Source organism: Pelagimonas phthalicica (assembly GCF_004364805.1).
Taxonomy (GTDB): domain Bacteria; phylum Pseudomonadota; class Alphaproteobacteria; order Rhodobacterales; family Rhodobacteraceae; genus Pelagimonas; species Pelagimonas phthalicica.
The window spans coordinates 1-25,752 of record NZ_SOAP01000003.1; the positions used below are offsets into that span (position 1 = coordinate 1).

Annotated in this window: 27 protein-coding genes; 17 read left to right on the forward strand and 10 right to left on the reverse strand. The window is 58.3% G+C overall.

Features of this window, described 5'->3' with window-relative positions; translation table 11 throughout:
• Positions 1-190 precede the first annotated feature (190 nt).
• The 3 genes from CLV87_RS18045 to CLV87_RS18055 all read right to left on the reverse strand — a co-directional run bounded on the left by CLV87_RS18045 (position 191) and on the right by CLV87_RS18055 (position 2,901).
• Positions 191-994 carry a trypsin-like serine peptidase gene (locus CLV87_RS18045; RefSeq protein WP_099248391.1) on the reverse strand — a complete coding sequence of 268 codons (804 nt, stop codon included), beginning with the start codon at positions 992-994 and terminating at the stop codon, positions 191-193.
• The gene (locus CLV87_RS18050) at positions 991-1,791 is read right to left on the reverse strand and encodes a trypsin-like serine peptidase (protein WP_235871989.1); all 801 of its coding nucleotides are present in this window, start codon (positions 1,789-1,791) and stop codon (positions 991-993) included. Before CLV87_RS18050 ends, CLV87_RS18045 begins: the two co-directional genes overlap by 4 nt.
• Positions 1,792-2,082: 291 nt before the next feature.
• On the reverse strand, positions 2,083-2,901 hold the full coding sequence (locus tag CLV87_RS18055; protein ID WP_099248393.1) for a sulfotransferase family protein: 819 nt from the start codon (positions 2,899-2,901) through the stop codon (positions 2,083-2,085).
• A 142-nt stretch (positions 2,902-3,043) separates the two neighbouring features.
• On the opposite strand from CLV87_RS18055, the gene CLV87_RS18060 reads away from it, so the two are divergent.
• Both CLV87_RS18060 and CLV87_RS18065 read left to right on the forward strand, forming a co-directional pair.
• Positions 3,044-4,621 (forward strand): DUF5928 domain-containing protein, encoded by a 1,578-nt coding sequence (locus tag CLV87_RS18060; protein ID WP_099249297.1) that lies wholly within the window; start codon positions 3,044-3,046, stop codon positions 4,619-4,621.
• A gap of 332 nt (positions 4,622-4,953) precedes the next feature.
• Complete coding sequence (locus tag CLV87_RS18065) at positions 4,954-5,322, forward strand: histidine triad nucleotide-binding protein (RefSeq protein WP_099248395.1); 369 nt, start codon at positions 4,954-4,956, stop codon at positions 5,320-5,322.
• Between the two features lie 128 nt (positions 5,323-5,450).
• Here the strand turns inward: CLV87_RS18065 and CLV87_RS18070 are convergent, their stop codons facing one another.
• The gene (locus tag CLV87_RS18070; protein ID WP_099249299.1) at positions 5,451-6,368 is read right to left on the reverse strand and encodes an ABC transporter ATP-binding protein; all 918 of its coding nucleotides are present in this window, start codon (positions 6,366-6,368) and stop codon (positions 5,451-5,453) included.
• Positions 6,369-6,444: 76 nt separating this feature from the next.
• On the opposite strand from CLV87_RS18070, the gene CLV87_RS18075 reads away from it, so the two are divergent.
• The 3 genes from CLV87_RS18075 to CLV87_RS18085 all read left to right on the forward strand — a co-directional run bounded on the left by CLV87_RS18075 (position 6,445) and on the right by CLV87_RS18085 (position 8,280).
• Complete coding sequence (locus CLV87_RS18075; protein WP_099248397.1) at positions 6,445-6,624, forward strand: zinc-finger domain-containing protein; 180 nt, start codon at positions 6,445-6,447, stop codon at positions 6,622-6,624.
• A gap of 32 nt (positions 6,625-6,656) precedes the next feature.
• Positions 6,657-7,259, forward strand: coding sequence for a DUF2459 domain-containing protein (locus CLV87_RS18080; RefSeq protein WP_166652793.1), 603 nt, complete (start codon positions 6,657-6,659; stop codon positions 7,257-7,259).
• 109 nt (positions 7,260-7,368) lie between these two features.
• Entirely contained in the window at positions 7,369-8,280 is a 912-nt protein-coding gene (locus CLV87_RS18085) for a pirin family protein (RefSeq protein WP_099248401.1), read from the forward strand.
• A 197-nt stretch (positions 8,281-8,477) separates the two neighbouring features.
• Here the strand turns inward: CLV87_RS18085 and CLV87_RS18090 are convergent, their stop codons facing one another.
• A complete protein-coding gene (locus CLV87_RS18090) occupies positions 8,478-8,978 on the reverse strand; it encodes a hypothetical protein (protein WP_099248403.1) in 501 nt (166 codons plus the stop codon).
• A 39-nt stretch (positions 8,979-9,017) separates the two neighbouring features.
• On the opposite strand from CLV87_RS18090, the gene polA reads away from it, so the two are divergent.
• Together polA and CLV87_RS18100 are read left to right on the forward strand one after the other, a co-directional pair.
• Positions 9,018-11,813, forward strand: a complete 2,796-nt coding sequence (gene polA, locus CLV87_RS18095; RefSeq protein WP_099249301.1) for a DNA polymerase I — start codon at positions 9,018-9,020, stop codon at positions 11,811-11,813.
• Between the two features lie 25 nt (positions 11,814-11,838).
• Positions 11,839-12,540: a hypothetical protein gene (locus tag CLV87_RS18100; RefSeq protein WP_099248405.1), complete on the forward strand. Its 702-nt coding sequence runs from the start codon at positions 11,839-11,841 to the stop codon at positions 12,538-12,540.
• A gap of 274 nt (positions 12,541-12,814) precedes the next feature.
• On the opposite strand, the gene CLV87_RS18105 is transcribed toward CLV87_RS18100, so the two are convergent.
• Both CLV87_RS18105 and nth read right to left on the reverse strand, forming a co-directional pair.
• On the reverse strand, positions 12,815-13,804 hold the full coding sequence (locus CLV87_RS18105; protein ID WP_099248407.1) for an adenosine kinase: 990 nt from the start codon (positions 13,802-13,804) through the stop codon (positions 12,815-12,817).
• Positions 13,801-14,445, reverse strand: a complete 645-nt coding sequence (nth, locus tag CLV87_RS18110; protein WP_099248409.1) for an endonuclease III — start codon at positions 14,443-14,445, stop codon at positions 13,801-13,803. The genes CLV87_RS18105 and nth overlap by 4 nt, the downstream gene beginning before the upstream one ends.
• 108 nt (positions 14,446-14,553) lie before the next feature.
• On the opposite strand from nth, the gene CLV87_RS18115 reads away from it, so the two are divergent.
• From CLV87_RS18115 to CLV87_RS18130, 4 genes are all read left to right on the forward strand, one after another.
• Positions 14,554-15,561, forward strand: coding sequence for a Hint domain-containing protein (locus tag CLV87_RS18115; RefSeq protein ID WP_099248411.1), 1,008 nt, complete (start codon positions 14,554-14,556; stop codon positions 15,559-15,561).
• 77 nt (positions 15,562-15,638) lie between these two features.
• Positions 15,639-16,484 (forward strand): methylated-DNA--[protein]-cysteine S-methyltransferase, encoded by an 846-nt coding sequence (locus tag CLV87_RS18120; RefSeq protein ID WP_099248413.1) that lies wholly within the window; start codon positions 15,639-15,641, stop codon positions 16,482-16,484.
• Between the two features lie 216 nt (positions 16,485-16,700).
• Positions 16,701-17,369 carry an OmpA family protein gene (locus tag CLV87_RS18125; protein ID WP_099248415.1) on the forward strand — a complete coding sequence of 223 codons (669 nt, stop codon included), beginning with the start codon at positions 16,701-16,703 and terminating at the stop codon, positions 17,367-17,369.
• A 113-nt stretch (positions 17,370-17,482) separates the two neighbouring features.
• Complete coding sequence (locus CLV87_RS18130) at positions 17,483-18,028, forward strand: NADPH-dependent FMN reductase (protein ID WP_099248417.1); 546 nt, start codon at positions 17,483-17,485, stop codon at positions 18,026-18,028.
• A 301-nt stretch (positions 18,029-18,329) separates the two neighbouring features.
• On the opposite strand, the gene CLV87_RS18135 is transcribed toward CLV87_RS18130, so the two are convergent.
• Positions 18,330-18,740: a VOC family protein gene (locus tag CLV87_RS18135; protein ID WP_176556048.1), complete on the reverse strand. Its 411-nt coding sequence runs from the start codon at positions 18,738-18,740 to the stop codon at positions 18,330-18,332.
• An 84-nt stretch (positions 18,741-18,824) separates the two neighbouring features.
• Positions 18,825-19,514 (reverse strand): sugar transferase, encoded by a 690-nt coding sequence (locus tag CLV87_RS18140; RefSeq protein ID WP_099248421.1) that lies wholly within the window; start codon positions 19,512-19,514, stop codon positions 18,825-18,827.
• A 940-nt stretch (positions 19,515-20,454) separates the two neighbouring features.
• Here CLV87_RS18140 and CLV87_RS18145 point away from each other — a divergent pair.
• From CLV87_RS18145 to CLV87_RS18170, 6 genes are all read left to right on the forward strand, one after another.
• Positions 20,455-21,069 (forward strand): ribonuclease D, encoded by a 615-nt coding sequence (locus CLV87_RS18145; RefSeq protein ID WP_099249303.1) that lies wholly within the window; start codon positions 20,455-20,457, stop codon positions 21,067-21,069.
• 18 nt (positions 21,070-21,087) lie between these two features.
• Positions 21,088-21,693, forward strand: coding sequence for an LPS export ABC transporter periplasmic protein LptC (gene lptC, locus CLV87_RS18150; RefSeq protein ID WP_099248423.1), 606 nt, complete (start codon positions 21,088-21,090; stop codon positions 21,691-21,693).
• Between the two features lie 9 nt (positions 21,694-21,702).
• On the forward strand, positions 21,703-22,185 hold the full coding sequence (lptA, locus tag CLV87_RS18155; protein ID WP_099248425.1) for a lipopolysaccharide transport periplasmic protein LptA: 483 nt from the start codon (positions 21,703-21,705) through the stop codon (positions 22,183-22,185).
• Positions 22,185-22,943, forward strand: a complete 759-nt coding sequence (gene lptB, locus CLV87_RS18160) for an LPS export ABC transporter ATP-binding protein (RefSeq protein ID WP_099248427.1) — start codon at positions 22,185-22,187, stop codon at positions 22,941-22,943. Before lptA ends, lptB begins: the two co-directional genes overlap by 1 nt.
• 259 nt (positions 22,944-23,202) lie before the next feature.
• Positions 23,203-23,766, forward strand: coding sequence for a ribosome hibernation-promoting factor, HPF/YfiA family (gene hpf, locus CLV87_RS18165; protein WP_099248429.1), 564 nt, complete (start codon positions 23,203-23,205; stop codon positions 23,764-23,766).
• Between the two features lie 39 nt (positions 23,767-23,805).
• Positions 23,806-24,270, forward strand: coding sequence for a PTS sugar transporter subunit IIA (locus CLV87_RS18170; RefSeq protein WP_099248431.1), 465 nt, complete (start codon positions 23,806-23,808; stop codon positions 24,268-24,270).
• Positions 24,271-24,315: 45 nt separating this feature from the next.
• Here the strand turns inward: CLV87_RS18170 and CLV87_RS18175 are convergent, their stop codons facing one another.
• On the reverse strand, positions 24,316-25,746 hold the full coding sequence (locus CLV87_RS18175; protein WP_099248433.1) for a sulfotransferase family 2 domain-containing protein: 1,431 nt from the start codon (positions 25,744-25,746) through the stop codon (positions 24,316-24,318).
• Positions 25,747-25,752 lie beyond the last annotated feature (6 nt).

The following is a 25,752-nucleotide window of genomic DNA, read 5'->3' on the forward strand; positions in this document are numbered from 1 at the left end:
GCAACAAATTCAGTATTTGTTTGACTTCGTAGCCAAATTGGCGGCGTTGGGAGATCATTTTTCTGATCATGTATAATGGTCCCCAGCGTCACTTTGGGCTCACAGCGGTCTTTAGCTGCGCGCAATTCCTATGACTGCTTCGGCCTGGTAGCAGTAGAAAGCCAGGTGTCGTGAAAAGCCACAGCCAGGCTCACGGCCTGATAAACCGCGGGCCGGTGGGGGTGCGTTGGCCGATGGTGACGCGTTTGACGCCGGTGGTGGGTTTGGCGCGGGCGGCGTCGTTGCGCAGTTCGGCCATAAGGGAGGCCACATGGGAGGAGGCGAGGGCAGCGTAAGCTTCTTTGCGGCCATCGCGGGTTTTGCCTCCGGCCGATACAATGGCAAGGATGCGCAGACGCCCATCTTCTTTCATAAAGACCGGCGCACCGGAGGAGCCAAAGGTGACGTTGCAGTCCATGCCCAGAACGCCTCCGCGATAGGTTTGGGTGACATTGCATTTGGCTTCGCGCGAGAGGACCTCTGAGCGGCCACGCCCATAGGAGACGACGGAGACCGCGCTGCCCGGTGCGGCGCTTTGCTGGACTTTGAACGGATCGGCCTCGGCGCTGAAAATCTCACGATCGAGTTTCAGCAGGGCAACATCCTGGGACATCATCTGACCGCTGATCAACCCGCCGGATTCCTGACGATAGCCCGGAGCGGCGACCCATTTGACAACCCGACGGGCGGCGATGGATTTGCCGTGGTGATAACCGGCCTTGAACCGCATGCGGCTGGCGGGGATTGGTTTGCCATTATCGGCATAGACGCAATGGGCGGCGGTCAGGACGACATCGCGGGCAATGAGGGTGCCGGTGCAATAGCCGCCTCCGGTATCGACGCGGCCAACGCCCTCCCATCCCAGCAATTCGCCGCGGCGATCCATGACGTCAAAGGCGAGGGCGGTTTGAGGGATGAGGAAAAGGAAACTGATTAGGAAAACAAGCTGTCTCATGGTTTTACGAATTTTGCTCCTGTGTCGCGGCGGGTGCCGGCGGCCATGGTGGTGAGCCCTGCGCCCTTATCGCCGGAATTGGCGAGGGCGTCGTGCAGGGCGGGTAATAAGTCATTCAAAGGGGCGGCGAGGGAGACCGGTTGGCCATTGGCCTGTGCTTTGGCGGAGACCACCGAGACGATGCGTGGGGTGTCGTTTTCGTCAAAGGAAAACACCGGAGAGCCGGAAGCCCCGAAATCGACCGCGCAGGAAAGGACCAACATGCCATCCTGCTGCGCCATGACCTGGCAGAGTTCCTGAAGGGCGGGGGCTTCGGAGCGGTTATGGGCGTAGGAAACCACGCCCACCCGCGCGCCCTTGCCGGGCTGGGCATCGGTGGCAAAGGGGGTGATGGTGGTGTTGCGGATCGGGTGTTGCAGCTGGATCAGCGCAAGGTCGTGGCGCACTCGGTCGGTAGAGTCGGTAGAGGAGCCGCCGGTATAGACGTAATCGGGATGTGGCGCGGCGCTGCGCACCCGCCGATAAGCGGCGGCACGGCCATGGCGCCAACCAGCGAGGAATTGGATGTCTTCGACGGCGACACGTTCGCCGGTGGTGGGATCAAAGAGGCAATGGGCGGCGGTCAGCACAAGGCGCGGTTCAATCAGGGCCCCGGTGCAAAACGCCTCGCCAGAGATTTCGAGCCGCCCGACAGCCTCCCAGGCGCGGCCATCCTGGGTGGTGTGCATGGAGAACAGCCCCTGCGCGGTGGCAGAGCTGGCCCAGAGACCGAAGAGAAGAGTTAAGATCAGTCGCACGAAAGACACCCCGTTTGTGGTGAAAATCTAATGAAGAGATGTGGCGAGAATGGGGCGGGAGGCTTGGAAAAGGGAAGGCTCCGGCCTGAAGCGTTGAATGCCGAGCCGGGTGATCGCCGTCCTGCGGGTTGGCGACGAAACGTTGGTTTCTGCCACTTAATCCCAGCCAAGCTCACTCCAACTTCAGTGTTCACCAAGAGATCAGCAAAATCGCCATCCCGGTGGGCGGGACGGCGATAACGCGGCGGCCTTTGGCCTGGATTCCGCGTTGGGAGTTGCTCTGAATTATCTTCAATCCCCAAGCTTGGCGTGGATTTCGTCCAGGTCAATCTCGCCAATCGGCATCTTGTTGCCGGGATTGTCGAAGTCATATTTGAACAGCGCAAAATCGCGGTGATAGATCTCTTTCATCAGATGCATGGAGAGATCGTCAAAGTAATCCTCAACCGGGTGGGCGCGTTTGGGGCCGTGGCCTTCGGATTCGTTGAAACGCGGGATGGCGGTCAGATCGACGGCGTGCGGGGTTTCGATTGCGTCGAGCACCTGCTGCATGCCGTCATTGAACTGTTCGGTCCAAAAGATCTTGTTATAGCGGCCGCCATTGACGATGAAGGTCGAGACGTGACCGGAACAGGCGCTCCAATGAATGTCAGGCTCCATCGGGCGGCGCCAGCGGATGGTGTCGCGGGCGAATAACAGAAAGCGGCGGAAGCTTTTGATCTGGTCAAACTCTTGCTTGCCGTCATCGCCGCCAACTTCGATGCCGTATTTCTGGATCAGAAGCGGGACGAGATTGCCGCGATAGCGACGCCCGTTGCGCTGGATGCCACAGATCTTGTCAAAGAAGCTGGACAGCACGCGGGTATAGGGGTTGCGCACGCAAGTATAGGCATAGCTGGTGCGGGTTTTGACATTGGCCTTGATCGCCGGTTGGCTGTCCTCGCGCGCCCATTTGTGCAAGCCATCTGTGGCGTCATGAATGTCGCCATCAAAGAACTCTCCGTGATCGGAATAATACATGATTTGACCAATGGTCGAGCAGGCGCATTTCGGGACAACCCGATACACCATGCTCTGACTCTCGGTCATCCAGGTTCCAGGAAAACCCATAACCGCTGCCTCCAACTGCCGCGCCTTGTTGTTTTTTGGCGCCCTTTGGACCCTAAAAAGCAAAAGAAGCGACTTTATTCAACGCCTGTTCACGTCTATCAACATAAACAATCAGGCAAAAATAGGGCAGATGGTTTCCAAAATGGCAAAAATTGCCTTCATATTGCTGTGTCATAAAGACCCGGATGCGATCATCAAGCAGGCCAACAGCCTGACGGCGGTGGGCGACTATATGTCGATCCATTTTGACGCCAGTGCCTCTCCCGAGGCCTATAAGAAGATCACCGAGGCGCTGGGCGACAACCCCAATGTCTGCTTTGCCCATAAGCGGATCAAATGCGGCTGGGGCGAATGGAGCCTGGTCGAGGCGACGATTTATGCGGTGCAATCGGCGGTCGAGGCGTTTCCGAGGGCGACGCATTTCTACATGCTGTCCGGCGACTGCATGGCGATCAAATCGGCGGAATATGCGCATGAGTTCCTGGACCGGCGCGACTGCGATTATATTGAAAGTTATGACTATTTTCAGTCCGACTGGATCAAGACCGGCTGGAAGGAAGAGCGGCTGATCTATCGCCACTGGTTCAACGAGCGCACGCAAAAGCGCCGGTTTTATGCGATGTTCAACCTGCAAAAACGCCTGGGGCTGACGCGCGAGATTCCGGCGGATCTGGAGATCATGATCGGGTCGCAATGGTGGTGCCTGCGGCGGCGCACGATTGAGTGGATTTTGGATTTCATCAAGAAGCGCAAGGATGTGATGCGCTTTTTCGCCACCACATGGATCCCGGATGAGACGTTTTTCCAGACGCTGGTGCGCCATCTGGTGCCCGAGCATGAGATTGAATGCCGCACGCTGACCTTTCTGATGTTCACCGATTACGGCATGCCGGTGGTGTTCTATAATGATCACTATGATCTGCTGCTGAGCCAGGATTTCCTGTTTGCGCGCAAGATCAGCGCCGAGGCGACCGAGCTGCGCCGCCGGCTGGGGGTGCTTTATGCCTCGGAGGGGCAGCGGTTCAAAATCTCGAATGAGGGGCGCTCGCTCTATAAATTCCTGTCGGAAAAAGGGCGCACGGGGCGGCGCTTTGCCTCGCGGTTCTGGGAGAAGGAAAGCTCGCTCGGGCGGGAACGCGAGCTGATGATCGTGGTGTGCAAAAAGTGGCATGTGGCCAAGCGGCTGTTGGAGCGCATCCGGCAGATGACCAACATTCCCTGCATCGAATACCTGTTCAATGAGGATAGCTGTGAGCTGCCCGATCTGGGGGGCATTCAGTCAACCATGGGCAAGCGCCACCGTCACCGGCGCGCGCTGATGCGGATGCTGTTTGATTATTACGAGACGGATCGTTTGGTGGTCTGTATGGACCCGGCCAATCTGGACCTGATCGAGGATTTTGGCCGCGACCGGTCTTTGACGCGGATTCTGGAGATCGAGTGTCAGTTCTCGGATGAGTATCTGATTGGTCATGCGATGCGGGTTGGTTTGGCTGGGGAGCGGACGCCGCCGGAGACCTTGCAGCGGCTGCTGCCCACCGTGCGTAATGATATGGTGCATGAGAGCGACCGTATCCGGGATGGGAATTTTGCCAACCTGCTGCGGATGCGCGAGATCGAGACTCAGGATACGAATGCGGATATGGTGGCGAGTTTCCTGAGCGTGCCGCAGGACAAGGCGCGCCAGATCATTGATCATGATCACCTTTATGCGGATTGAGGTGGGGTTTTCGTTGGAAAGAATGTGCTAAGCCGCGTGATCGCCGTCCTGCGGGTTGGCGATGAAACATCTGTTTCTGCCACTTAATCTTAGCCAAGCTCTTTCCAACTTTCGTGTTCTCCAAGTCGCTAGCCAAATCGCCATCCCGGGGTGCGGGACGGCGATCACGCGGCGGCCTAAAGGCCTTGATTCCGCGTGAGGTGCAAAAGGGATTGTTTGTCCACATGCTTCAATCCCGCGCAGCCATCCTGATTGAGCTTGGGCAGGATTTACGCGATACCTTGAATCGAAACGCTTGAGGAAGCAGGATTTATGGCAGGGGGCCCTTGGACATGAGCTATGTCTATGACGATCAGAATATCTTTGCGAAGATTTTGCGGGGTGAGATCCCGAATACCACGGTGCTGGAGACCGAGCACAGCTTGGCCTTTCGCGATATTCACCCCCAGGCCCCGACCCATGTGCTGGTGATCCCCAAGGGGCCCTATGTGTGTTTTGACCACTTTGCGCAGACGGCCAGCGATGCCGAGATCGTGGATTATGTCCGCGCTGTCGGTGAGGTCTGCAAGCTGGAAGGGGTTGAGGCGGATGGGTTCCGTCTGATTGCCAATGCGGGCAAGAACGGCGTGCAGGATGTGCCGCATCTGCATGTGCATATTCTGGCGGGTCGTCTACTGGGGCCGATGCTGGCGCGCGGCTGAAGCTGCGGATAACGAATTTCCGAAAATTCGTGGGAGGGGCGCTGCCCCTTTTGGGGCCTATTGGCCCCAATTCACCCCGGGATATTTTTGGCCCAAAGAAACCTGGGGGTATTGGCCTGTTTCCAAGGTCAGGTCGATTTGGTCAGTGAGAGGAAGACATCCTCGAGGTCAGCCTGTTCAGTGCGCACGTCGCGGATGCGGATATTGGCGGCGTGGACGGCGGCCAGCACGTCTTCGGCGCGGGTGTCTTTGGCATTGTATTGAATGGCGATGGTGCCGTCGGGGCGGGTGTCGACGGTGAGGCCGGGGGCGCTGGGTAGCGTATCGGTCGCGGTTTCCGGGGTGATCAGCATGGATTTGGCATCCACCTGACCCAGCAGATTGGCAGTGCTGTCGCGCGCCACAAGGCTGCCCTGATTGATGATCGCGATCTCGTCACACATTTCCTCGGCTTCTTCGAGGTAATGGGTGGTGAGAATGATGGTCATGCCGCGCTCTTGGTTGAGCTTGCGGATATTGCGCCAGAGCATCTGCCGCAGCTCGATATCCACCCCGGCGGTGGGTTCATCCAGCACCAGGATCTGCGGATGATGGACAAGCGCTTTGGCCAAGAGCAGACGACGGCGCATCCCGCCAGAAAGGGTGCGGGCATAGGCGTCGCGCTTGTCGCTGAGGCCGACCATGTCGAGGATTTCGTCTGAGCGCCGATCAGCCTTGGGCACGCCATAGAGACCGGCCTGCACCTCGAGCGCGCCATGGGGCGAAAAGAACGGGTCGAGGTTCAGTTCCTGGGGCATGACGCCAATGGCGGCGCGGGATTGGCGCGGGTTCTTGTCCTGATCCCAGCCCCAGATTTCAACCGATCCGGCGGATTTGATCACGAGACCGGCGAGAATATTGATCAGGGTGGATTTGCCCGCCCCGTTTGGGCCAAGCAGGCCAAAGATCGACCCGGCGGGCACGTTCAGATCGACGCCTTTCAGCGCCTCTTTGCCCCCGGCATAGGTCTTTTGCAAATTGTGGATACGGATCGCGTCCTGTGTCATTGCGCGTGCTTGCTCCTGAGCCTTGCTTGCCTCATAAGGCTGATAAGCCAGAGTTCGAGGAAAGGGAACCAATGCCATGACCATGCAGGCGCCTGAAACAAAGATCGTCGATAGCTATCGCGTTGCCTGTGATGGCGGTGAGGGCGCATTGGGCCATCCCCGTGTTTGGTTGCAGATCCCGACAGATATTGGCTGGGTAGAATGCCCCTATTGCGGGTGCAAATACATCCACAAGGATTTTGAGGGCAAAGTCTGAGCCGTCTTCGCTGGCTTTTTCTGCCGCTGCTATTGCCAGTCCTCTACCTGTTTGCGGCAGGGGTCGGCGCGGTTTGGCCCAATGGTCAAAGCGGTGGCGGGCAGGGCAATGTGATCGTCCATTTGGTGCCCGGCCCGATTCACTACGATTTTCTATTGCCCGCGGATGAGCGAACACGCGCGGTGTTTGGCTTTTCCGACGCGGCGCAGCACCCTGGGGCGCGATGGGTCGTGGTTGGCTGGGGCGCGCGGGGCTTTTACACCGCAACCGGGGATTACACCGATCTGCGCGCCGATGTCATCTGGCAGGCCGCGACGGGTGATCAAAGCGTGATGCGTATTGATGTGGCAGGGAAACTGCCAAAGGAGGTCACCCGGAGAGTGCTGCATCTGACAGAGGCTGAATATGAGCGTCTGTTGACAGTGATCCGTGGCGAATTTGCAGAGAAACGCCCGATTGCCGGGGCTGGATTGAGCGCAACAGATCAATTCTTTGCCGCGCGGGGGCGGTTTCATCTGTTTCGGACATGTAATGTCTGGGTGGCCGAGGTGATGGCACAGGCCGGGCTGCGCTTTGGCCGATGGACGCCTGCGCCATTTGCGGTGACGTTGTCAGCTTGGATTTTCCAGGGTTAGGCGTGAGGTCTGCATCGCGGTTGCGCACCAAACCTGTGCGGGGCTCGGGGATTGGTGCGTTTCTGCTGATGGCCTATCTTCTCGGTAAGCAAACACGAGGAGATGCGACATGACGTTTCGACCAGTGACCGCAACAAGTCTGGCCAAGCCTGCAATGGAAGGGGCCGGGGTGCATTTGCACCGGGTTTTTGGCTTTGGTGATCCGAGCGAGACTGATCCATTCCTGATGATGGATGATTTCCGCAATGATGATCCGCGCCTTTATGAAAAGGGCTTTCCCTGGCATCCCCATCGCGGGATCGAGACCATCACCTATGTTCTGGAGGGTGAGGTTGAGCATGGTGATTCCCTGGGCAATCGCGGCACGCTGGGCGCGGGTTCGGTGCAATGGATGACGGCCGGGTCGGGGATCATGCATCAGGAAATGCCACGCGGCAACGCGGCGGGGCAGATGCATGGGTTTCAGCTTTGGGCCAATCTGCCCTCGTCGCTGAAGATGACCGCGCCGCGTTATCAGGATATCTCGGCCAGCGATATTCCCGAGATCATTGATGATGATGGCACGCGGGTCAAAGTGGTGACCGGCGGGTTCTGGGGCAAGCGCGGGCCGGTGGATGGCATTGCAGCGGATCCTTTGTATCTGGATGTCTCGGTGCCGCCGGGGGTGAAGAAGTCGCTGCCCGTGGATACGCGTGCCAATGCCTTTGCCTATGTTTTTGCCGGGGCGGGTCGGTTTAGCGATGCGGCGGATCCGATTGGCGTGCGGGTTGAGAAAGAGGTCGCGGGTCAGGAGTTGAACATTCGCGATCTGTCGGGCAACCGCACGCTGGTGCGTTTTGGCAATGGCGATGAGGTGACGGTGCAGGCCGGGCCGGACGGCGTGCGCTTTTTGCTGGTGGCCGGGCGTCCGATTCAGGAGCCGGTGGCCTGGCATGGGCCGATTGTGATGAACACACGGGCCGAGCTGCAGCAGGCGATGCGCGATTTGCAGAATGGGACGTTTATTCGTTCGGAGCATTGAGCCAAGGGTCGCCTGCAAACTGGGTGCGAACTTAGCCCCCCGGATTGCTTGCAATCCGGTTCGCACCCGACCCGCCCCCAGGGCGGGTGCGAATTTGATAGGGCGCGCTGCCTTTGTGTTGTTGGTTTTACAGGCGAGGAAAGGGATGCCAGTAAGCCCGCCCTCGGGTCGGGTGCGAACCTTCTGTTTCACTATCCTCAACTAATCGGAATCGCCGTTGGGCCGCAGGGCAGTTCGGCGCTGGGCTTGCCGGATGGGGTCAGGAACTCCAACACGTTCTGCCCGCTCCAGGCGATTACGGCGCGGGCATGATTGTCGCTGCCGCGCCCGGTCACTGTGCCGGTGTCATTATCCTGCGTGTAATACAAAACCTGCGCCTGGGTGCCGTCCTGACAGGACAGGGTCGAGGTGCCGGTGCCCATAAATCCACCGCTTTTCCATGTCCCGACACAGCGGGTGCCGTTGCTGAGTGCTCCGATCACTTTGCCTTGGTCCCAGCCCAGGGCGCGGCCATCAAAATAAAGCCCACTCGCCCCGACACAGGCCAGCACCCGGACGCAGTTTTCTTGGCTGTATGGGATGTTTTGGCAGGTCGGTTTTACCTCGGCGCTGGGCTTGCTGATGCCAGGAACTGACAGGGTTTGCGCAAAAACCGGGCTGCTAAGGCAAAGAGCGACTGGCAGAAGAATTCGGAACATGGCACACCCGTTATTGACCAAAACAAAAGGAACATGCGCATGGCAGGGGAATTTGGCAAGGGGTGCCATCTGCATCTGATCGACGGGTCGGCCTTTATCTTTCGGGCCTACCATGCGCTGCCGCCCTTGACGCGCAAATCCGATGGTTTGCCGGTGGGCGCCGTGGCCGGGTTCTGCAATATGCTGCAACGCTATGCCGAGGGCCAAAGCGGCCCGGATGCGCCGACCCATGTGGCGGTGATCTTTGACTATTCCGGCAAATCGTTCCGCAATGAGATGTATGATCTCTACAAGGCCAATCGCCCCCCTGCGCCCGAAGACCTTGTGCCGCAATTCCCGCTGACCCGCGACGCGACGCGTGCGTTTTCCATTGCCTGTCATGAGGTTGAAGGCTTTGAGGCTGATGACATCATTGCCACGCTGGCCTGTCAGGCGCGTGAGGCCGGGGGGCGCGCGACGATTGTCAGCTCGGACAAGGATCTGATGCAACTGGTTGGCGACGGGGTCGAAATGCTCGACCCGATGAAGAACAAGCGCATTGATCGCGACGGGGTGCATGAGAAATTTGGCGTTGGGCCAGAGCGTGTGGTCGATGTGCAGGCGCTGGCCGGGGATAGTGTTGATAACGTGCCGGGCGCGCCGGGGATCGGGATCAAGACGGCGGCTTTGTTGATCAATGAATTCGGGTCGCTCGAGGAGCTGCTGGATCGCGCCGAAGAGATCAAGCAGCCCAAACGTCGCCAGACCCTGATTGAAAAGCGCGAGCAGATTGAACTGTCCAAGCGGCTGGTGCAGCTTGATTGCGAGATGTCCTTGGATTTCACGCTGGACGATCTTGAGGTGCAGGATCCTGATCCGGACAAGTTGTTGGATTTCCTCGCGGAAATGGAATTCCGCACCATGTCGAAACGCATGGCGGCGGCCTTTGGCAAAGAGGCTCCGGTCATTCCTGAGGTTCAGGCCGCCGAGGTTGAGGCGGCTGAGCAAGCGCCGATTGATCCGGAGAAATATGAATGTGTCAGCGATTTGGCCGCTTTGCAGGCCTGGATCGCCAAAGCCTATGAGACCGGTTGGATTGCGGTCGATACCGAGACCACGGGTCTGGATGAAATGCTCTGCGATCTTGTCGGGATCTCGCTGTGTGTCACCGCCGGGGATGCCTGTTACATCCCGCTGACCCATCGCGCGGCGGCCTCGGATGATCTGTTTGGCAGTGATGAGCTGGCCGAGGGGCAGATGCCGTTGCAAGAGGCGCTGGATGCCTTAAAGCCGCTGTTCGAAGACCCGAGCATCGTCAAAATCGGGCAGAATATGAAATATGATGCCAAGGTGTTCAAACGCTATGGCATTGATATTGCACCCATAGATGACACCATGCTGATGAGCTATGCGCTGCATGGCGGGCTGCACAATCACGGTATGGACAGCCTGTCGGAACGCTATCTGAGCCACAATCCGATCTCGATCAAAACCCTGCTGGGGACGGGCAAAAGCGCTATCACCTTTGACAAGGTGCCGGTGGCGGATGCGGTGAAATATGCGGCGGAGGATGCGGATATCACCCTGCGCCTGTGGCAGTTGTTCAAGCCGCAATTGCACGCGCAAAAGGTGACGCGTGTCTATGAGGGGCTGGAGCGCCCATTGGTGCCGGTGCTGGCCAGGATGGAGATGGATGGGATCCAGGTGGATCGCGATGTGCTGAGCCGCATGTCCAACGCCTTTGCCCAGAAAATGGCCGGGTTTGAGGCGGAATTATTCGAGCTGGCGGGGCGCGAGTTTAACGTACAATCCCCCGCCCAGGTTGGCGCGATCCTGTTCGAAGAAATGGCGCTTGAGGGCGGTAAAAAGACCAAGACCGGGCAATGGTCGACCCCGGCGGATGTGCTGGAGGATCTGGCCGCAGAGCATGATTTTGCCGCCCGTGTGCTGGATTATCGCCAGTTGCAAAAGCTGAAATCGACTTACACGGATGCCTTGCAGGAACATATCAACCCGGATACGGGCCGCGTGCATACGTCATACAGCATTGCCGGGGCCAATACCGGGCGTCTGGCCTCGACCGATCCGAACCTGCAAAACATTCCGGTGCGTACCGAAGATGGGCGGCGCATCCGCGAGGCCTTTGTCGCGCCGGAGGGTAAGGTGCTGGTCTCGCTCGACTATTCCCAGATTGAGCTGCGGGTTTTGGCGCAGATGGCGGGGATTGATGCGTTGAAAGAGGCGTTTCGCGAGGGGCTGGATATTCACGCTATGACCGCTTCGGAAATGTTCAACGTACCGCTGGAGGAGATGACGCCGGATATTCGTCGTCAGGCCAAGGCGATCAACTTTGGCGTGATCTATGGCATTTCCGGCTTTGGCCTCGCGCGCAATCTGCGCATTGGCCGCAAAGAGGCGCAGGACTTTATCGACCGCTATTTCGAACGCTTTCCAGGCATTCGCCGTTACATGGATGAGACGGTGGAATTTGCCAAAGAGAACCTGCGGGTTGAGACCCTGTTTGGCCGCCAGATCCATATGGCGGATATCAATGCCAAGGGGCCACGGGCGGGCTTTGCCAAACGTGCGGCGATCAACGCGCCCATTCAGGGCACGGCGGCGGATATTATCCGGCGTGCGATGATCCGCATGCCTGAAGCGATCGAAGGCCTGCCCGCCAAGATGCTGCTACAAGTCCACGATGAATTGCTGTTCGAGGTGGATGCATCGGCGGTGGATGAGCTGATCGGCGTGGCACGTGGCGTGATGGAAGGGGCCGCTGACCCGGTAGTCAAGCTTGACCTGCCTTTGGTTGTGGATGCCGGGCAGGGGGCGAACTGGGCTGAGGCGCATTGATTTGAATTAAAATATTGAGGGTAACGTGTTTTTTGGACCAATTGTTGACGAGGACACCCAGGATTGGGTTCTGGAGAATTTTGAATGGGCGATTGCCACCGGGTTGATGACAAAAGACACCCGGTTGGTTTCGCCCACCGCTGAGAACTTTCCCGTATCCAAGGGCGAACCCGCTTTCGTTGCGCGTGGGCTTGTGGATGCGATTGCCGGGCATCTGGGTATCGAAAGCGGTATTGAAGTCCGCGCGCTGGATGTCATCCCGGCGGAGTATCGGATTGATTACAACGCAACTGGCGATACGGCCGGAACCTGGCAAAGCGACGGTAATGGGGCGGTGATTTCTTTTGATCCGTCGCTGGCACAGCGCCCGATGAGCTTTTTGTCGACCCTGGTGCATGAGATGATGCATCAACGCCTGCACATGACTGAGATGGATTTTCCCGGCGGTTTGCAGGCCGAAGAACTGGCGACGGATTTACATGCGATCACCAGCGGGTTTGGCGAGGTACAGATGATGGGGGCGGAACAGGCGGGGTGGCAGGGCTATATGCGTCAGGAAACCCGCGCCTTTGCGCTGTCGGTTTTTCTGGATCTGACCGGAGAGATTGCTGAGCATGTGCCAAGCCGGTCAGCGAAATTGCTGCGTAAGACTAAGAAATTGCTGCGCAATCATGAAGACATACTGAATGTGATGCGGTTGCAATTGGGACATTTGGAGCGGGTGTGACCCTGGTTGCGCGCGCGCCTGCCTCATAGGGGGAAGGGGCGCTGCCCCGTCTCAAGCAGGCTTGAGACTCCCCGGGATATTTTTGGCCCAAAGAAACCCGGGGGAGTCGTTCGGGGGGCCGTCGGAGAAAGAGAAAGCCGGGCGCGGGGCCCAGCTTTGGTTTTTTTGGGGGGTAGAGCGTTTCCAGTTTATTTTGGATCAGCTTTCGCTGCCTTTCACCAAAGGCTCAAACGCAGAAAGCTGATGCTTTGCTTCAACAAAAACTGGAAACGCTTTAGAGCAGGTCGTGCTGGCGGAAGAGCGCCTGCATATTGGCCTCGGGGCGGGGGCCCATATGGCTGATGACTTCTGCGGCGCAGACACAGCCCATGCGACCGGCGGTTTCCATATCGGCCCCGGTGGCGAGACCGTAGAGGAAGCCCGCGGCGAATTGATCACCGGCGCCGGTGGCATCGACGGGGGTGATTTTCTGGACGGGAATGTCGTAGCGCGTGCCGTTCTGGATGATGGTCACGCCGTCGCCGGAGCGGGTGCAGACCACAAGCGGGCAGGTTTCGGCCACGCGGGCGAGGTCTTGTTCCAGGCTGTCATCCTGGTAGAGGGAGCGGATTTCCTCTTCGTTACCGATGACAAAATCCATCTCATTGGCGATGAGTTTCAGGAAGTCGTCGCGGTGACGTTCCACGCAGAACGGGTCGGAAATGGCGATGCCAGCCTTGCCCCCGGCGGCGCGACAGGTGCGGGCGGCGCGCAGGAAGGCGTCTTTGCCTTTGTCTTTGTCAAAGAGGTAACCTTCGAGAAAGATAATCTCGGCCTGGGTGGTGACCTCTTCGGATACATCCTCGGGGCCCAGCTCGGCGGAGGTGCCGAGATAGGTGTTCATCGAGCGTTCGCCATCGGGTGAGACAAAGATCATCGAGCGCGAGGTTGGCAGATCACCCTCGGACATCGGGGCGTTGACGAAATCGGTGCCGCCTTTGACCATGGCATCAGCGTAGAAATGCCCCAAAGCGTCGTCATGCACGCGACCGATAAAGGCGGTGGGCAGGCCGAGATTGCCGATCCCGGCCAGGGTGTTGGCCACAGATCCGCCCGGAGCTTCGACCCGGTCGGTCATCGCGCCATAAAGCGTTTCGGCGCGGTCGCGTTCGATCAGTTGCATGATGCCTTTCTGGATACCCATATGGTCCAGAAATGTGTCTTCGCAGCGGGTCAAAACGTCGACAACGGCGTTGCCGATCCCGACCACCTGATACTTTTTCATTCGGTTTTTTCCTCGAATTGACAAAGGTCGTTGATGTGGCACGCTTTGCATTTCGGCTTGCGGGCCACGCAAATATAGCGCCCATGCAGGATGAGCCAGTGATGGGCATGGTGTTGAAAATCGACGGGAATGTGGTCTTCGATGGCGCGCTCGACCGCGACCACATCTTTGCCCGGACAAATGCCGGAGCGGTTGCCGACGCGAAAGATATGGGTGTCAACGGCCTGGGCCGGGTGGCCCCACCACATGTTCAAAACCACATTGGCGGTCTTGCGTCCGACCCCCGGCAGGCTTTCCAAAGCAGCGCGGGAATTGGGCACCTCACTGCCATATTGCTCGACCAGAATGCGGGCGGTTTTGATGACGTTCTTGGCCTTTTGACGATAAAGGCCAATGGTCTTGATATGCTCGATCACGCCCTCTTCGCCCAGGGCGAGCATCTTGTCCGGCGTGTCGGCGATCTGGAACAGTTTTTCGGTCGCTTTGTTGACCCCGGCATCGGTGGCCTGGGCAGAGAGCGCCACGGCCACGACCAATGTATAGGCATTGGTATGGTTCAGCTCGCCTTTGGGTTCGGGTTCGCTGTTCTGAAAGCGCGTAAAGATCTCGCGCAGGGTCTGGTAATCCATCTGCTTGGCCATGGCCGAGGGTATGCCTGCCTTTGATAGGTGGGACAAGGGGGCTGGCCGGGTTAACCAGTTCTCAAGCCCGATATGGCACGAAGAATGCGCTAATATTCGAAGGTCGCCATGCCGCAATGTCACGGCTATAGCACAGATGGGTTGGTCTACACGCCCCGGGGCAATTCCTGGAGCTTGCGTCGTGGTTTCGACAGGGCGCGGCATCGTATCAGCATTCGCTTTGCTGAATTGGCTGGTGAGCCGGCGTTCGATGGGTATCGGACGGATCCCGAGGGGGCGGTACTTTGTGAGGATCAGCATGTCGCTCAGGGTTGTCTCAGCGCGACTGACCATGGGGTGCTTGAGGGGCCGGGCGGAGAAGTGATTTTTCTGGATCGGATCGATGTGGCTGGTGCCCCTATCGGCTATCGCGCCTCGGCCCCGCTGCAACCGGGGCTGGCCTATGGCGAATTGGAGCCGGGCGGGATGGGACGCGCGTTTGGCCCGAATGGCGGGCTGGACGCTGGCCTGGATAACGGGCTGGCGGAGAATACCCGCATCATGACCGATCGCGGTGAGATCCCGGTGCGGTTTCTGGCCCGTGGTGACAGGATCCTGACCCGTGATAACGGCTATCAACCGCTGCGCTGGTTGGGGCGGCTGAGCTTTTCCTGCCTCGATTTGCGCCGGGTGGCGGGGGTGGCACCGGTTTGGCTTGGGGCTCACCCCATTGGTCCCGGACGAGAAAACCGGTCACTCATGATCTCCCCCGGTCACCGCATTCTGGTCGAGGGGGCAGATGTGCAACTGTTGTTTGGTGAGGATGAAGTCTTGGTCGAGGCGGCGCATTTGCGCGGGGCAGGCACCGAGGGCCACAGCATTCCGCTGAGCAATCAAAGCTTTACCTATCATCAGCTGCTGTTTCACCGCCATCAGATCGTGCAGGCCAATGGTGTCTGGGTCCAAAGCCTGTTTGTCCCGCCGCCAAGTTGCGCTGGGCCTAAGCCAAGCTGCGCGCTGAGCCCCAAGGGGATCTATCACGCCCGCGCCACACGCAGCTGCCTGACGCAGGAGCAAGCCGCCCTGTTGATGACCCTGCGCCGCCGCAACACGCGTGGTGCGAGAAAACTGGCATAGCAAGAAATGCGCAATTTCCGGGTCGCTTGGCGCGGGTGCCCGGTCTAGTTTGCTGGTGACTAGATAAGGGGGCCACCATGCCGGACGATTTGCAGCAAGAGGGCTATCATTTCCACGTCATGCGGCGCGCGATTGAGCTGATCGACGGGATGGGCGAACAGGCCAGCCTTGAGCAATTGGCCGGTGAAATGGGCATGAGCCCGGCGCATTTCCAACGGGTGTTCAGCCGCTGGGCCGGGGTGTCGCCGAAACGCTTTCAGCAATATTTGACGCTGGGCCATGCCAAGGCTTTGCTGACCGACCGCTTCACCACGCTGGAAACCGCCCATGCGACGGGCCTGTCGGGCAGCGGGCGCTTGCATGATCTGTTCCTGCGATGGGAGGCGATGAGCCCCGGTGATTATGCCAAAGGCGGCGCCGGCCTGACCATCTATTGGGGCTGGTTCGAAAGCCCCTTTGGCCCGGCCCTGGTGATGGGCACTAATAAAGGGCTATGCGGCATCGGCTTTGCCTCGGAAAGCGGCGAAGAGGCGGCGTTTGAGGATTTGCTATCGCGCTGGCCCAAGGCCGATTTTGTCGAAGACCCGATGTTCTTGCGCCCTTGGGTGCTCAGTGCCTTTGGGGTGCAACAAGAGGGCGAGGTGCCGCTCTACCTGATTGGCTCGCCTTTGCAGATCAAAGTCTGGGAGGCGCTGATGCGTATCCCGTCTGGGCAAGTGACGACCTATTCGGAATTGGCGGGCAGCATAGGCAAACCCAAAGCGGTGCGCGCGGTTGGAACGGCGGTGGGCCGTAACCCGATCAGTTTCCTGATCCCCTGCCACCGCGCCCTACGCAAATCCGGCGGACTGGGTGGATATCACTGGGGCCTGCCGGTCAAACGCGCCATTCTGGCCTGGGAAGCCGCCCGCGCCGAAGGCTGAGCCTGCGTTTCTTCTTGGTTCAAATACTCCGGGGAGTCCCGAGCTTGCTCGGGGCGGGGCAGCGCCCCTTTCCCGTGCGACACCCCGTGACCCCAAGGAAATGGGCGGCAAACTGCCGATTTCCCCGTGACAGTGGTGCGTCCAGACCCCATGTTATTGTATATCAGCAGTGAATGACCCCATTCCAAAGGGGCGAAAACTTGAAGAGGCACTCACATGATCCGGGCAACTTCCCCGATATTCCTTGCCGCTGTGGCATCCCTTGGGCTTAGCGCATGTACCACTGGCCCTATCTTTGACGAAAGCGATCCCAACCGTCAGGCCAAAACCGGCGCTCTGATTGGTGCCGGTCTCGGCGCGGTCGCGGGCCGTTTGGCTGGCGGCGATGACAAAGGCGAACGCAACCGCGCCACCGTTGCCGGTGCTTTGGTCGGTGCGGCGGCGGGTGGCCTGATTGGCAACCAGCTCGACAAGCAAGAGGCCGAGCTGCGCCAGCAATTGGGCAACAACGCCGACATTCGCAACACGGGCGACCGGCTGATTGTAACCATGCCGCAGGACATCCTGTTTGCCACGGATAGCGCGCAGCTGCGCCCGGGTCTGATGGCGGATCTGCGCGATGTGGGCCAAAGCCTGCTGGCCTACCCGAACACCACCGCGCAGGTGATCGGCCATACCGATAGCGATGGTGATGCTTCTTACAACCTCGACCTGTCGCAGCGCCGCGCCTTTGCGGTGGCTGATGTGCTGGTCGGCGAAGGCGTGCCGTCGCATCGCGTGCAGGCCATTGGACGCGGCGAAGATCAGCCCATCGCGTCGAACCTGACGCCAGAGGGCAAAGCGCAGAACCGTCGCGTTGAGATTGTCATTCTGCCGAACGCTTGATGCGTTAAATTGCATTTATGTGCGCCTACGCACCAATCCTATGGAAACGCCGCGAATAGACGCGGCGTTTTCTGTTTCCTATGTCTGGGGCAACAGAGATTAGGAGACAGACCATGTCAGCATTGAAACTTGTCGGGATCAGCGGGGCCCTGCGGGCCGGATCAACCAATACGCTCTTTGTAAAAGAGGCCGCGCGCCTGTTTGGTGAGGCGGAGTTCGCCTTGGGCGACATCCGCTTTCCGCTTTATGATGGTGATCTGGAAAGCAGCGAGGGCATTCCCGCCGAAGTTCAGGCCACAGCCGATCTGATTGCTGGGGCGGATGCGATCATCGTCTCGACCCCGGAATATAACAAATCCCTGCCCGGTGTGCTGAAAAACGCCTTTGACTGGATCAGCCGGGTTGAGGGCAACCCCTGGCAGGACAAGCCTGTCGCCATCATCTCAGCCGCGGCGGGCCGTGCCGGTGGGGAACGCGCGCAGGTCGCCACGCGGGAGGCGTTGGTCTATTCGCAGCCGCGTTTTGTCACCGGGCCCGAAATCGGTCTGGCGCAGAGCTTTAACCAGTTTGACGAGTCCGGCGCGCTGACCAATGAGCGGACGATCGAGAACCTGCAGGTTTTGATGGATAAGCTGCGCGCCGAGGCGGAGCGGGCTTAACTTCGCAGCGCCCTCGAGCATTGAAAAAGGAACTCCCTTCACGCGGAATCAAGGCCGATAGGCTGCCTCTCGCGCATTGCTTGCAATGCGCTGCCGGCAGGCGTTTGCAAGCAAACGCCGAGAGACGCGTGATCGTCATGCCAGAGGCATGCCTTTGGCATGTCCCGCCCCCCGGGATGGCGATTTGCTCACGTCTGGATAAACACTGATGTTGGGATGAGCTTGGCTGAAATAAAGTGGTAGAAAGTCGCGTAGCGTCGCCAACCCGCGAGACGGCGATCACGCGTCTCGTTTCCTAAACTCAATGATTAGGCACTATCCCATTCGCGATCTCGATCAGATTGCCATCGGGGTCGCGTATATAGAGAGACAGGATAGGCCCCGTCGCCCCGGTTCGTGGCACGGGGCCTTCTTCTATTTGGACGTCTTGCGCCGCCAGATGCGCTTGCCAATCGGCGATGGGCTGGTCCGAGAGGAAACACAGGTCGGCACTGCCGGGTTTTGGTACCTGCGCCTTGGGGTCAAATTCGCCGCCTTTGGGATGGAGATTGATCTTTTGCGCGCCAAAGCTCAGCGCCCAGCGGGTGGAGCCATCCGCCGGGGTGAACTGGCTGGCCGTCATGCCCAGCACGGTTTCGTAAAACCGCACCGTCGTGGCGATATCGGCGACGGTCAGTACGAGGTGATCCAAAGAGGTAACATGTGGCGGCATCAAAGGCTCCTGTCTTTGCCCCAATGAAAAAGACCCTGCCCCGAGGGGCAAGGCCTTTCGCTGCATATGCGTTGGATTGTCAGATCAGCAACCAGTGCCGCGGACAACCACTTTGAAAGTCTTGAGGATGGTTTTGACATCGGTGGCAAAGGACAGCTCGCGCAGATAGGCGGTGTCGAATGCGGCGCGCTCGGAAAAGCTGCTCTCGTTGCGCACGGAAGTCTGCCAGAAACCGGTGATGCCAGGGCGCAGCGCGTAATAGGCGGTGCCAGGATAGATTTCCTGCTGGCAGGGCATCATCGGGCGTGGGCCAACCAGAGACATGTCGCCGCGCAGCACGTTCCACAGCTGTGGCAGCTCGTCGATGGAGGTCTTGCGGATCAGCTGGCCGATCTTAGTGATGCGGGGATCATTGCTGAGCTTCTGAAAGCGGTCCCATTCGGCGCGGGCGGCTGGATCAGCGGCCAGGTGCTGTTTCAGCATCTCATCAGCGTTGGAGACCATCGAACGCAGCTTCCACATGCGGAAGATACGGCCATTCTGACCAACGCGCTTTTGCATGTAGAAGGGCGATTTGCCGTCCAGAGCCACAACAGCGGCGAAGATCGCAACGAAAAACAGAACCGGCAGAGCGGCGATGAGAACCAGGGTCACATCCAAGGCACGCTTGGCATAGTCACGGTAAGAGGTGGCTTTCGACGTCGCGAACAGCGCTTCGTCGATCAGAGCATCAATTTTCGCCGTGGGCAGCGGCTGGCGAATATGCAGTGTCAAGTTAGCCTCCTAAAGCCAATCGTGACGAGAGATGATCTGGGTCTGAGGCGGAACTGGCTGTGATCAGGCAAAACTCGACCGGTCGCTCCGAGCAGTCGGAACGAGAAAGATTTCGGCGAAATCGCCTCAAGTTTTAAAGATCTAAGCGCAGCTTATTTGCAGCAGACTGACCGTTTACTCCCGAAGTAGAAGCACCAACCCCCAAGTGCCGGTTATGCGAAATGTGACAAGACTTTGTCATTCCCGCTCGACCTCTTTGTTATGACAATGAGGCGCTTCTGCGTCAACATTGAGATGAAAGCACATCTTATGGTTGAAATGCTTTTAGGAAATAAGGGGTTGAGGGGCGTCAGATTCCGCGAAATGCAGATGTGATTAAGGCGGTGTTTTATTCCCCGTCAAGGGTGGCTGACGCTATTCGGCGTCAGGTTTTGCTGGATAATCCCGCCATTTTAGCGGGAAACAATAATCCTGTGAATTGCCCTGAATTGTTTCCGAATGGGAAACTTGCCGCGCAATCCTATACGAAGCGGTAGGTCAAATTGGCGGCAATGTGACAATGGCTGTGGGATTGTTCCGCAGATCGGAAACAGTTCACCTGTGGATTTTCCGTTAATAAACACGCGCTTCGGTAAAAACAAACGGATTATTCTTGGATAAGAGCCTTTTTGTTAACGATTTGCCAAAGCGCGCAGGGCAACAATCTACGCAAGAAATACCCGGCTCACGAAATGTTACAATTTTCGGAAAACCGTGAGGAAAGCGTCCGAATCAAGGCACGCCACTGCCACAATTGGGCCCAATTCTGCCCGAATCTCTCCCAATTTGGGCGCGGGGCCGGCGAAATGTGGCACAGGCGCCCGATTTGGCCGAGTTGAAAGCCGCGAGAGGGAGGGATATGTCGGGTTCAGACCCCAAAATACCAGGAAAAGAGGCAGAAGTGACCAATCATCTCCACAAAGGCGATCTGCCCGACGATCTTGATCTGGGCACAATTGTGGCGATCGATTGCGAAACCATGGGTTTGAACCCGCATCGTGACCGTTTGTGTCTGGTGCAATTGTCCGCCGGGGATGGCGATGCGCATCTGGTCCAGATTGCCAAAGGGCAAACCGAAGCCCCCAATCTGAGCAAGCTGTTGACCGATCCGGCGGTGCTGAAACTGTTCCACTATGGCCGCTTTGACATTGCGGCGATGTTTCATGCCTTTGGCGCGCTGGCGGCACCGGTCTATTGCACCAAAATCGCCAGCCGGATGACGCGGACCTATACGGACCGCCATGGGCTTAAGAACCTGACGCAGGAATTGATTGGGGTGGATATTTCCAAGCAGCAGCAATCGAGCGATTGGGGCGCGGAAAAATTGACCAAAGCGCAGATGGATTATGCGGCGTCTGATGTTCTTTATCTGCACCGCCTGCGCGAGGTCCTGAATGAACGGCTGGAGCGGGAAGGGCGCACGGAACTGGCGCAGGCCTGTTTCGATTTTCTGCCCAATCGGGCCTTGCTGGATCTTCAGGGCTGGCCCGATACCGATATTTTTGCCCATAGTTGACGCGGGGATTTCAGGCAGATGGCGCGCGCGCAGGGACTTTATTCACAGGTGATTGCTTGGCTCAAGATTTTGCTGCCGCTGGTGGCGCTTGGGCTGATGTCGACGCTGTTCCTGTTTTCGCGCAGCACCGATCCGGTGAGCGAGCTGCCCTTTGCTGACAATCTGCGCCGCACCGGCGATGCGATTTCCGAAATGGTCAGCGCGCCGCATTTTTCCGGCACCACGTCGCGCGGGGATATGGTGACGGTCACGGCCAAACGCGCCCTGCCGCAAGTGTCGGGCGATGTGGATGCCGAGGAGGTCACGGCGCGGCTGCAAATGCAGGATGGCTCTGAGATCAACCTTGACGCCACCCGCGCCAAGGTCAAAGAGGGCGAGCAACGCGTCACCATGCGTGACGGAGTGCGGATCACCAGTTCGACCGGGTATGAGCTGACCACCGATGTTCTGGTCTCGGGGATCAATGAAATCGACGTCGAAAGTGAGGGGCCGGTTCAGGGAAACGGCCCGCTGGGAACGTTAAATGCCGGAAAAATGCGCATTGAGACGGTTGAAAACGGTAAAGATGTGCAAATGTTGTTCACCGGCGGCGTAAAGCTGGTATACCTGCCGCAAAACAAGTGAGTGCTTGGAATGACACGATTGATTGCTTTTATTTCTGCAGTGGTTCTGCTTCCCGTCATGGTTCTGGCGCAGGGGGCGCAGGTTGCGTTTGGTGGCAATCAAGATACCAGCGCCCCGGTTGAAGTGACCGCGGACTCGCTTTCGGTCAATCAAAAGGATGGCACGGCGCTTTATACTGGCAACGTGATTATTGCTCAGGGTGACATGCGCCTGGCCGCTCCGCGTGTGCTGGTTGTCTATTCCGAAGCGCAGCAAAAGATTCAACGGCTTGAGGCCACCGGTGGCGTGACCATGGTCAGCGGCTCCGAAGCGGCCGAGGCGGAACGCGCTGATTACTCACCCGAAGAGGGTGTTGTGGTCATGAGCGGCAATGTGTTGCTGACCCAAGGGGCCAGCGCGCTGACATCGCAAAAGATGACCGTGAACCTGGAAAGCGGCACCGCGCAACTGTCTGGTCGGGTCAAAACGGTTCTGAACCAGGACGGTCAATAATGGCTAATCCAAAACTGACCGTGACCGAGGGCGATGCCGGCCTCGTTATTGAACATCTGCGCAAAAGCTATGCCAAACGGGTCGTGATCCGCGATGTGTCTTTGCGTTTGAACCGGGGTGAGGCGGTTGCCTTGCTGGGGCCAAACGGGTCGGGCAAAACGACGTCCTTCTATGCCATCGCCGGTTTGGTCAATCCTGAGGGCGGTCAGGTGATGATCGACGGCAAGGATGCGACTTATCTGCCGATGTATCGCCGCGCCCGGATGGGGATTGGATACCTGCCGCAGGAGATGTCGATTTTCCGTGGGCTGTCGGTTGAGGACAATATCGGCGCAGTGCTGGACATTGCCGAAAAGGATCGCCATCGTCGCCGCGAGCGGCTGGAAGAATTGCTGGGCGAGTTTTCCATCGAACATCTGCGCCGCGCGCCTGCCTTGGCCCTATCCGGTGGTGAGCGCCGCCGGGTTGAGATTGCCCGTTGTCTGGCGGCAGACCCGAAATACCTGCTTTTGGATGAACCCTTTGCCGGGGTTGACCCGATCAGCGTTGGGGATATTCGCCACCTTGTGGCCGACCTCAAGACGCGCGGATTGGGTGTGTTGATCACCGACCACAATGTACGTGAAACACTGGAGATCGTGGACCGGGCCTACATTCTGCATGACGGTCAGGTCCTGATGTCGGGCACCCCCGAAGAGGTAGTGCGCAACGAGAATGTCCGCCGCGTTTACCTTGGCGACAACTTTCGCATTGGTTGATCGGTGCTAACCGTGTTTTCAGCATTTTGTTTTACGTTCGGGTCACTTTGTTTGATCCCGATCATTGACTCCGGTCCCATTTCCGCCGTCAAATAGGGCATGGCATTTTGGTTTGCTGCATCCTTGTTCACACCCTCTCCGATTTTGGGGAGCGGTTATGACAAGCCGCAACCAGGTGTCTTTCCTGAACAGCCCGCAAACGAAGCACAGGCCCCGGCCTGGGTTTTGTCGTGAGGGCCAAAAACAAAAAGGATGTAACATGCGCTATCAGATCACGGGAATGCACATTGATATTGGCGAAGCCTTGCAAACCCATGTGAAAGACGAACTGGGAGCCGTGCTTCAAAAATACCACCAACGCCCGACGGACGCGAATATCACCTTCTCCAAAAGCGGGCATGAATTTGTATGTGAAACCACTGTGCATTTGTCGACCGGCCTGACCGCCGCTGCCAAGGCACATGCGACCGAAATTTACGCAGCATTTGATGAATGCGGTGAAAAATTAGACAAACAGCTGAGGCGCTACAAGCGCCGGTTGAAGGACCACCACAAGGACCGGACGGAACCCGTTGAAATTTCCGAAGGGGCCTCGTATATCCTCGCCAGTGGTCCGGAATCGGAAGAACAGGAACCGGAATCGCTGCAGCCCATTATCGTGGCCGAGATGGAGACCAAGATCCCATCCCTGACCGTGGGCGAAGCCGTGATGCAGATGGAATTGGCCGGGGCTCCGGTTCTTGTGTTCCGTAATGAAAAGAAGGATGGCGTGAACGTCGTTTATCGACGCGAAGATGGCAATATTGGCTGGATCGATCCATAAGGCCTAACTGCCGCGCGAGCGCTCAAATACAGGTAGATAATGAAATTCGTTGATCTCATCAAACCTGAAGCCGTGAAGATTCTCTCCTCGGCTTCAAGTAAGAAACGGTTGATGCACGAAGTGGCCGATCTGGCTGCTTCGGCCTATGATTTGCCGTGCCAAGAGGTCGTCGAAGCATTGATGGAGCGCGAAACGCTGGGACCAACCGGTGTGGGGCAGGGCGTTGCCTTGCCACATGCCCGCCTGCCGGGCCTGCAATCGGTTGTCGGCGCGTTTCTGGTGCTGGAAAAGCCAGTAGATTTCGATTCCGTCGATCGTCAGCCCGTTGATCTGGTCTTTGCCCTGTTTGCGCCGCAGGATGCGGGGGTGGAACATCTCAAGGCGCTGGCCTTGGTGTCGCGCAACCTGCGCGAAGCAAGCCTGTGCGCAAAACTGCGTGCCAATCTCGATACGGGCACGCTGCACACCATTCTGACCGAAGCAGAAGTGGTCAAAGCGGCCTGATCTTATAGCCGCGGATCTTTGGCCCTGATTTTGGACCATGGGGCCTTAGGCCCAGTTATCAAATCCAAACATGAGATAGTCACGCTGGTATGCCTCGCGCGCCAGCGATTCAATCTGGTCATCATAGATCTGCGCCAGCGCATAGGGTGCTTTGGTCGGCAGGCTGGCCGGTTCTGCCGGGGCAGGGTGCCCGACTTGCATCGCAAGAGCGGGCAGGTAAAGCGCCATTTCATCCTCGCGGATGATCATGTCGGGCAGGGTGAATTCTGACATGCCCTGAATGCATTGCGCCTGCGTGGCCCAATGCCCGTCGACCCGCACGGCGGTCTGCCCCAACAGGTTGGCCTTGACCCAAGCCAGATAGGCGGTAAAGGCCTCGCGGTGATTTTCCAGCGTGTAGCTGGCATCGGGCTCGCCCTCGGGGATGGGCAGGTTATGGGCGCGACGCAGGGTGCGGCGGATCCCGGCAAAGCTGCCCTTTTCGGTGGTCAGGATCTTGGTGCAAAACGCCTCATGCGCGCGGGCCAGCGGGTGGCGGATCACGGTGAAACTGCGATGGCCGGGGCGTTCGCGTTTCCAGGCGCGTAGGGTGTTTTGTTTGAATTTGCCAATCAAATCCTGCGGTTCAACCCCATCAAGCGCACAAAACCACTGCTGTACCGCCGTCTCGGGGCCGGATCGGATCGGCATGTAAAGCAAGGGCGTCTTGGCCGCGGCAAGGTAAGAGGGCACAACCGGCCCGCGCCGAGGTTCGAAATTCGGGGTGCGGGTCAGGTTAAAGCGATCAAGCCGCGCCAGAGATCCCTCCATTTCGTCGAAATTTTTAACTTTCTCGGAAATGGGCTGCGGGTTTTGACGTTTGAGCGCGGTGTTGAGGCTGTCGAGCTGCGAAGACGCCCCAAGCCAACGCGCGAGGCCATTCATGATCTCAACATCCTGCAGGTCTTCGTAGGCGACATAAAACGCGGTCTGTGCGGTTTTTTGCAGCGTATTCATAATCTTGACCTGAAACTCCTGCAGGTCGGCAAGATGCTGTTCAAACTCGGCGGCGTTGAATTGTGCCTGCCCATCTTTGCGCTTTTTGACGTTGGTCAGCTTCCACTGACCGGTGGATTGGGCGATTTTCCAACTCACATAGCTGTCTACCGGGTTCCTTGTCAGGATGATTTTCCCGATTTTGGGATCATGCAGCAGATGCTCCAAAACCCGCGGATCATGGTCATGGAAAAAGCGAAACCCGCCAATCCCGCCCATGGTCGCCTTGCGGATTTGCCCCAAAAGGCGGGTCGGATCGACGTCGCGTTCGGATTGGGTAATTCCAAGGATGTCTTCGGAATTGGGATAGCCGATGAAATGCGGGTTGAACGCCTCACCATGGCAGGTGACGCCGTCAAACGCGTTGAGATTGGCCTCGAGAAAATTGGACCCGGTGCGCATTTCGGCAAAAACGACAAAACAGTCGAAACGGTCAGACATTCAACG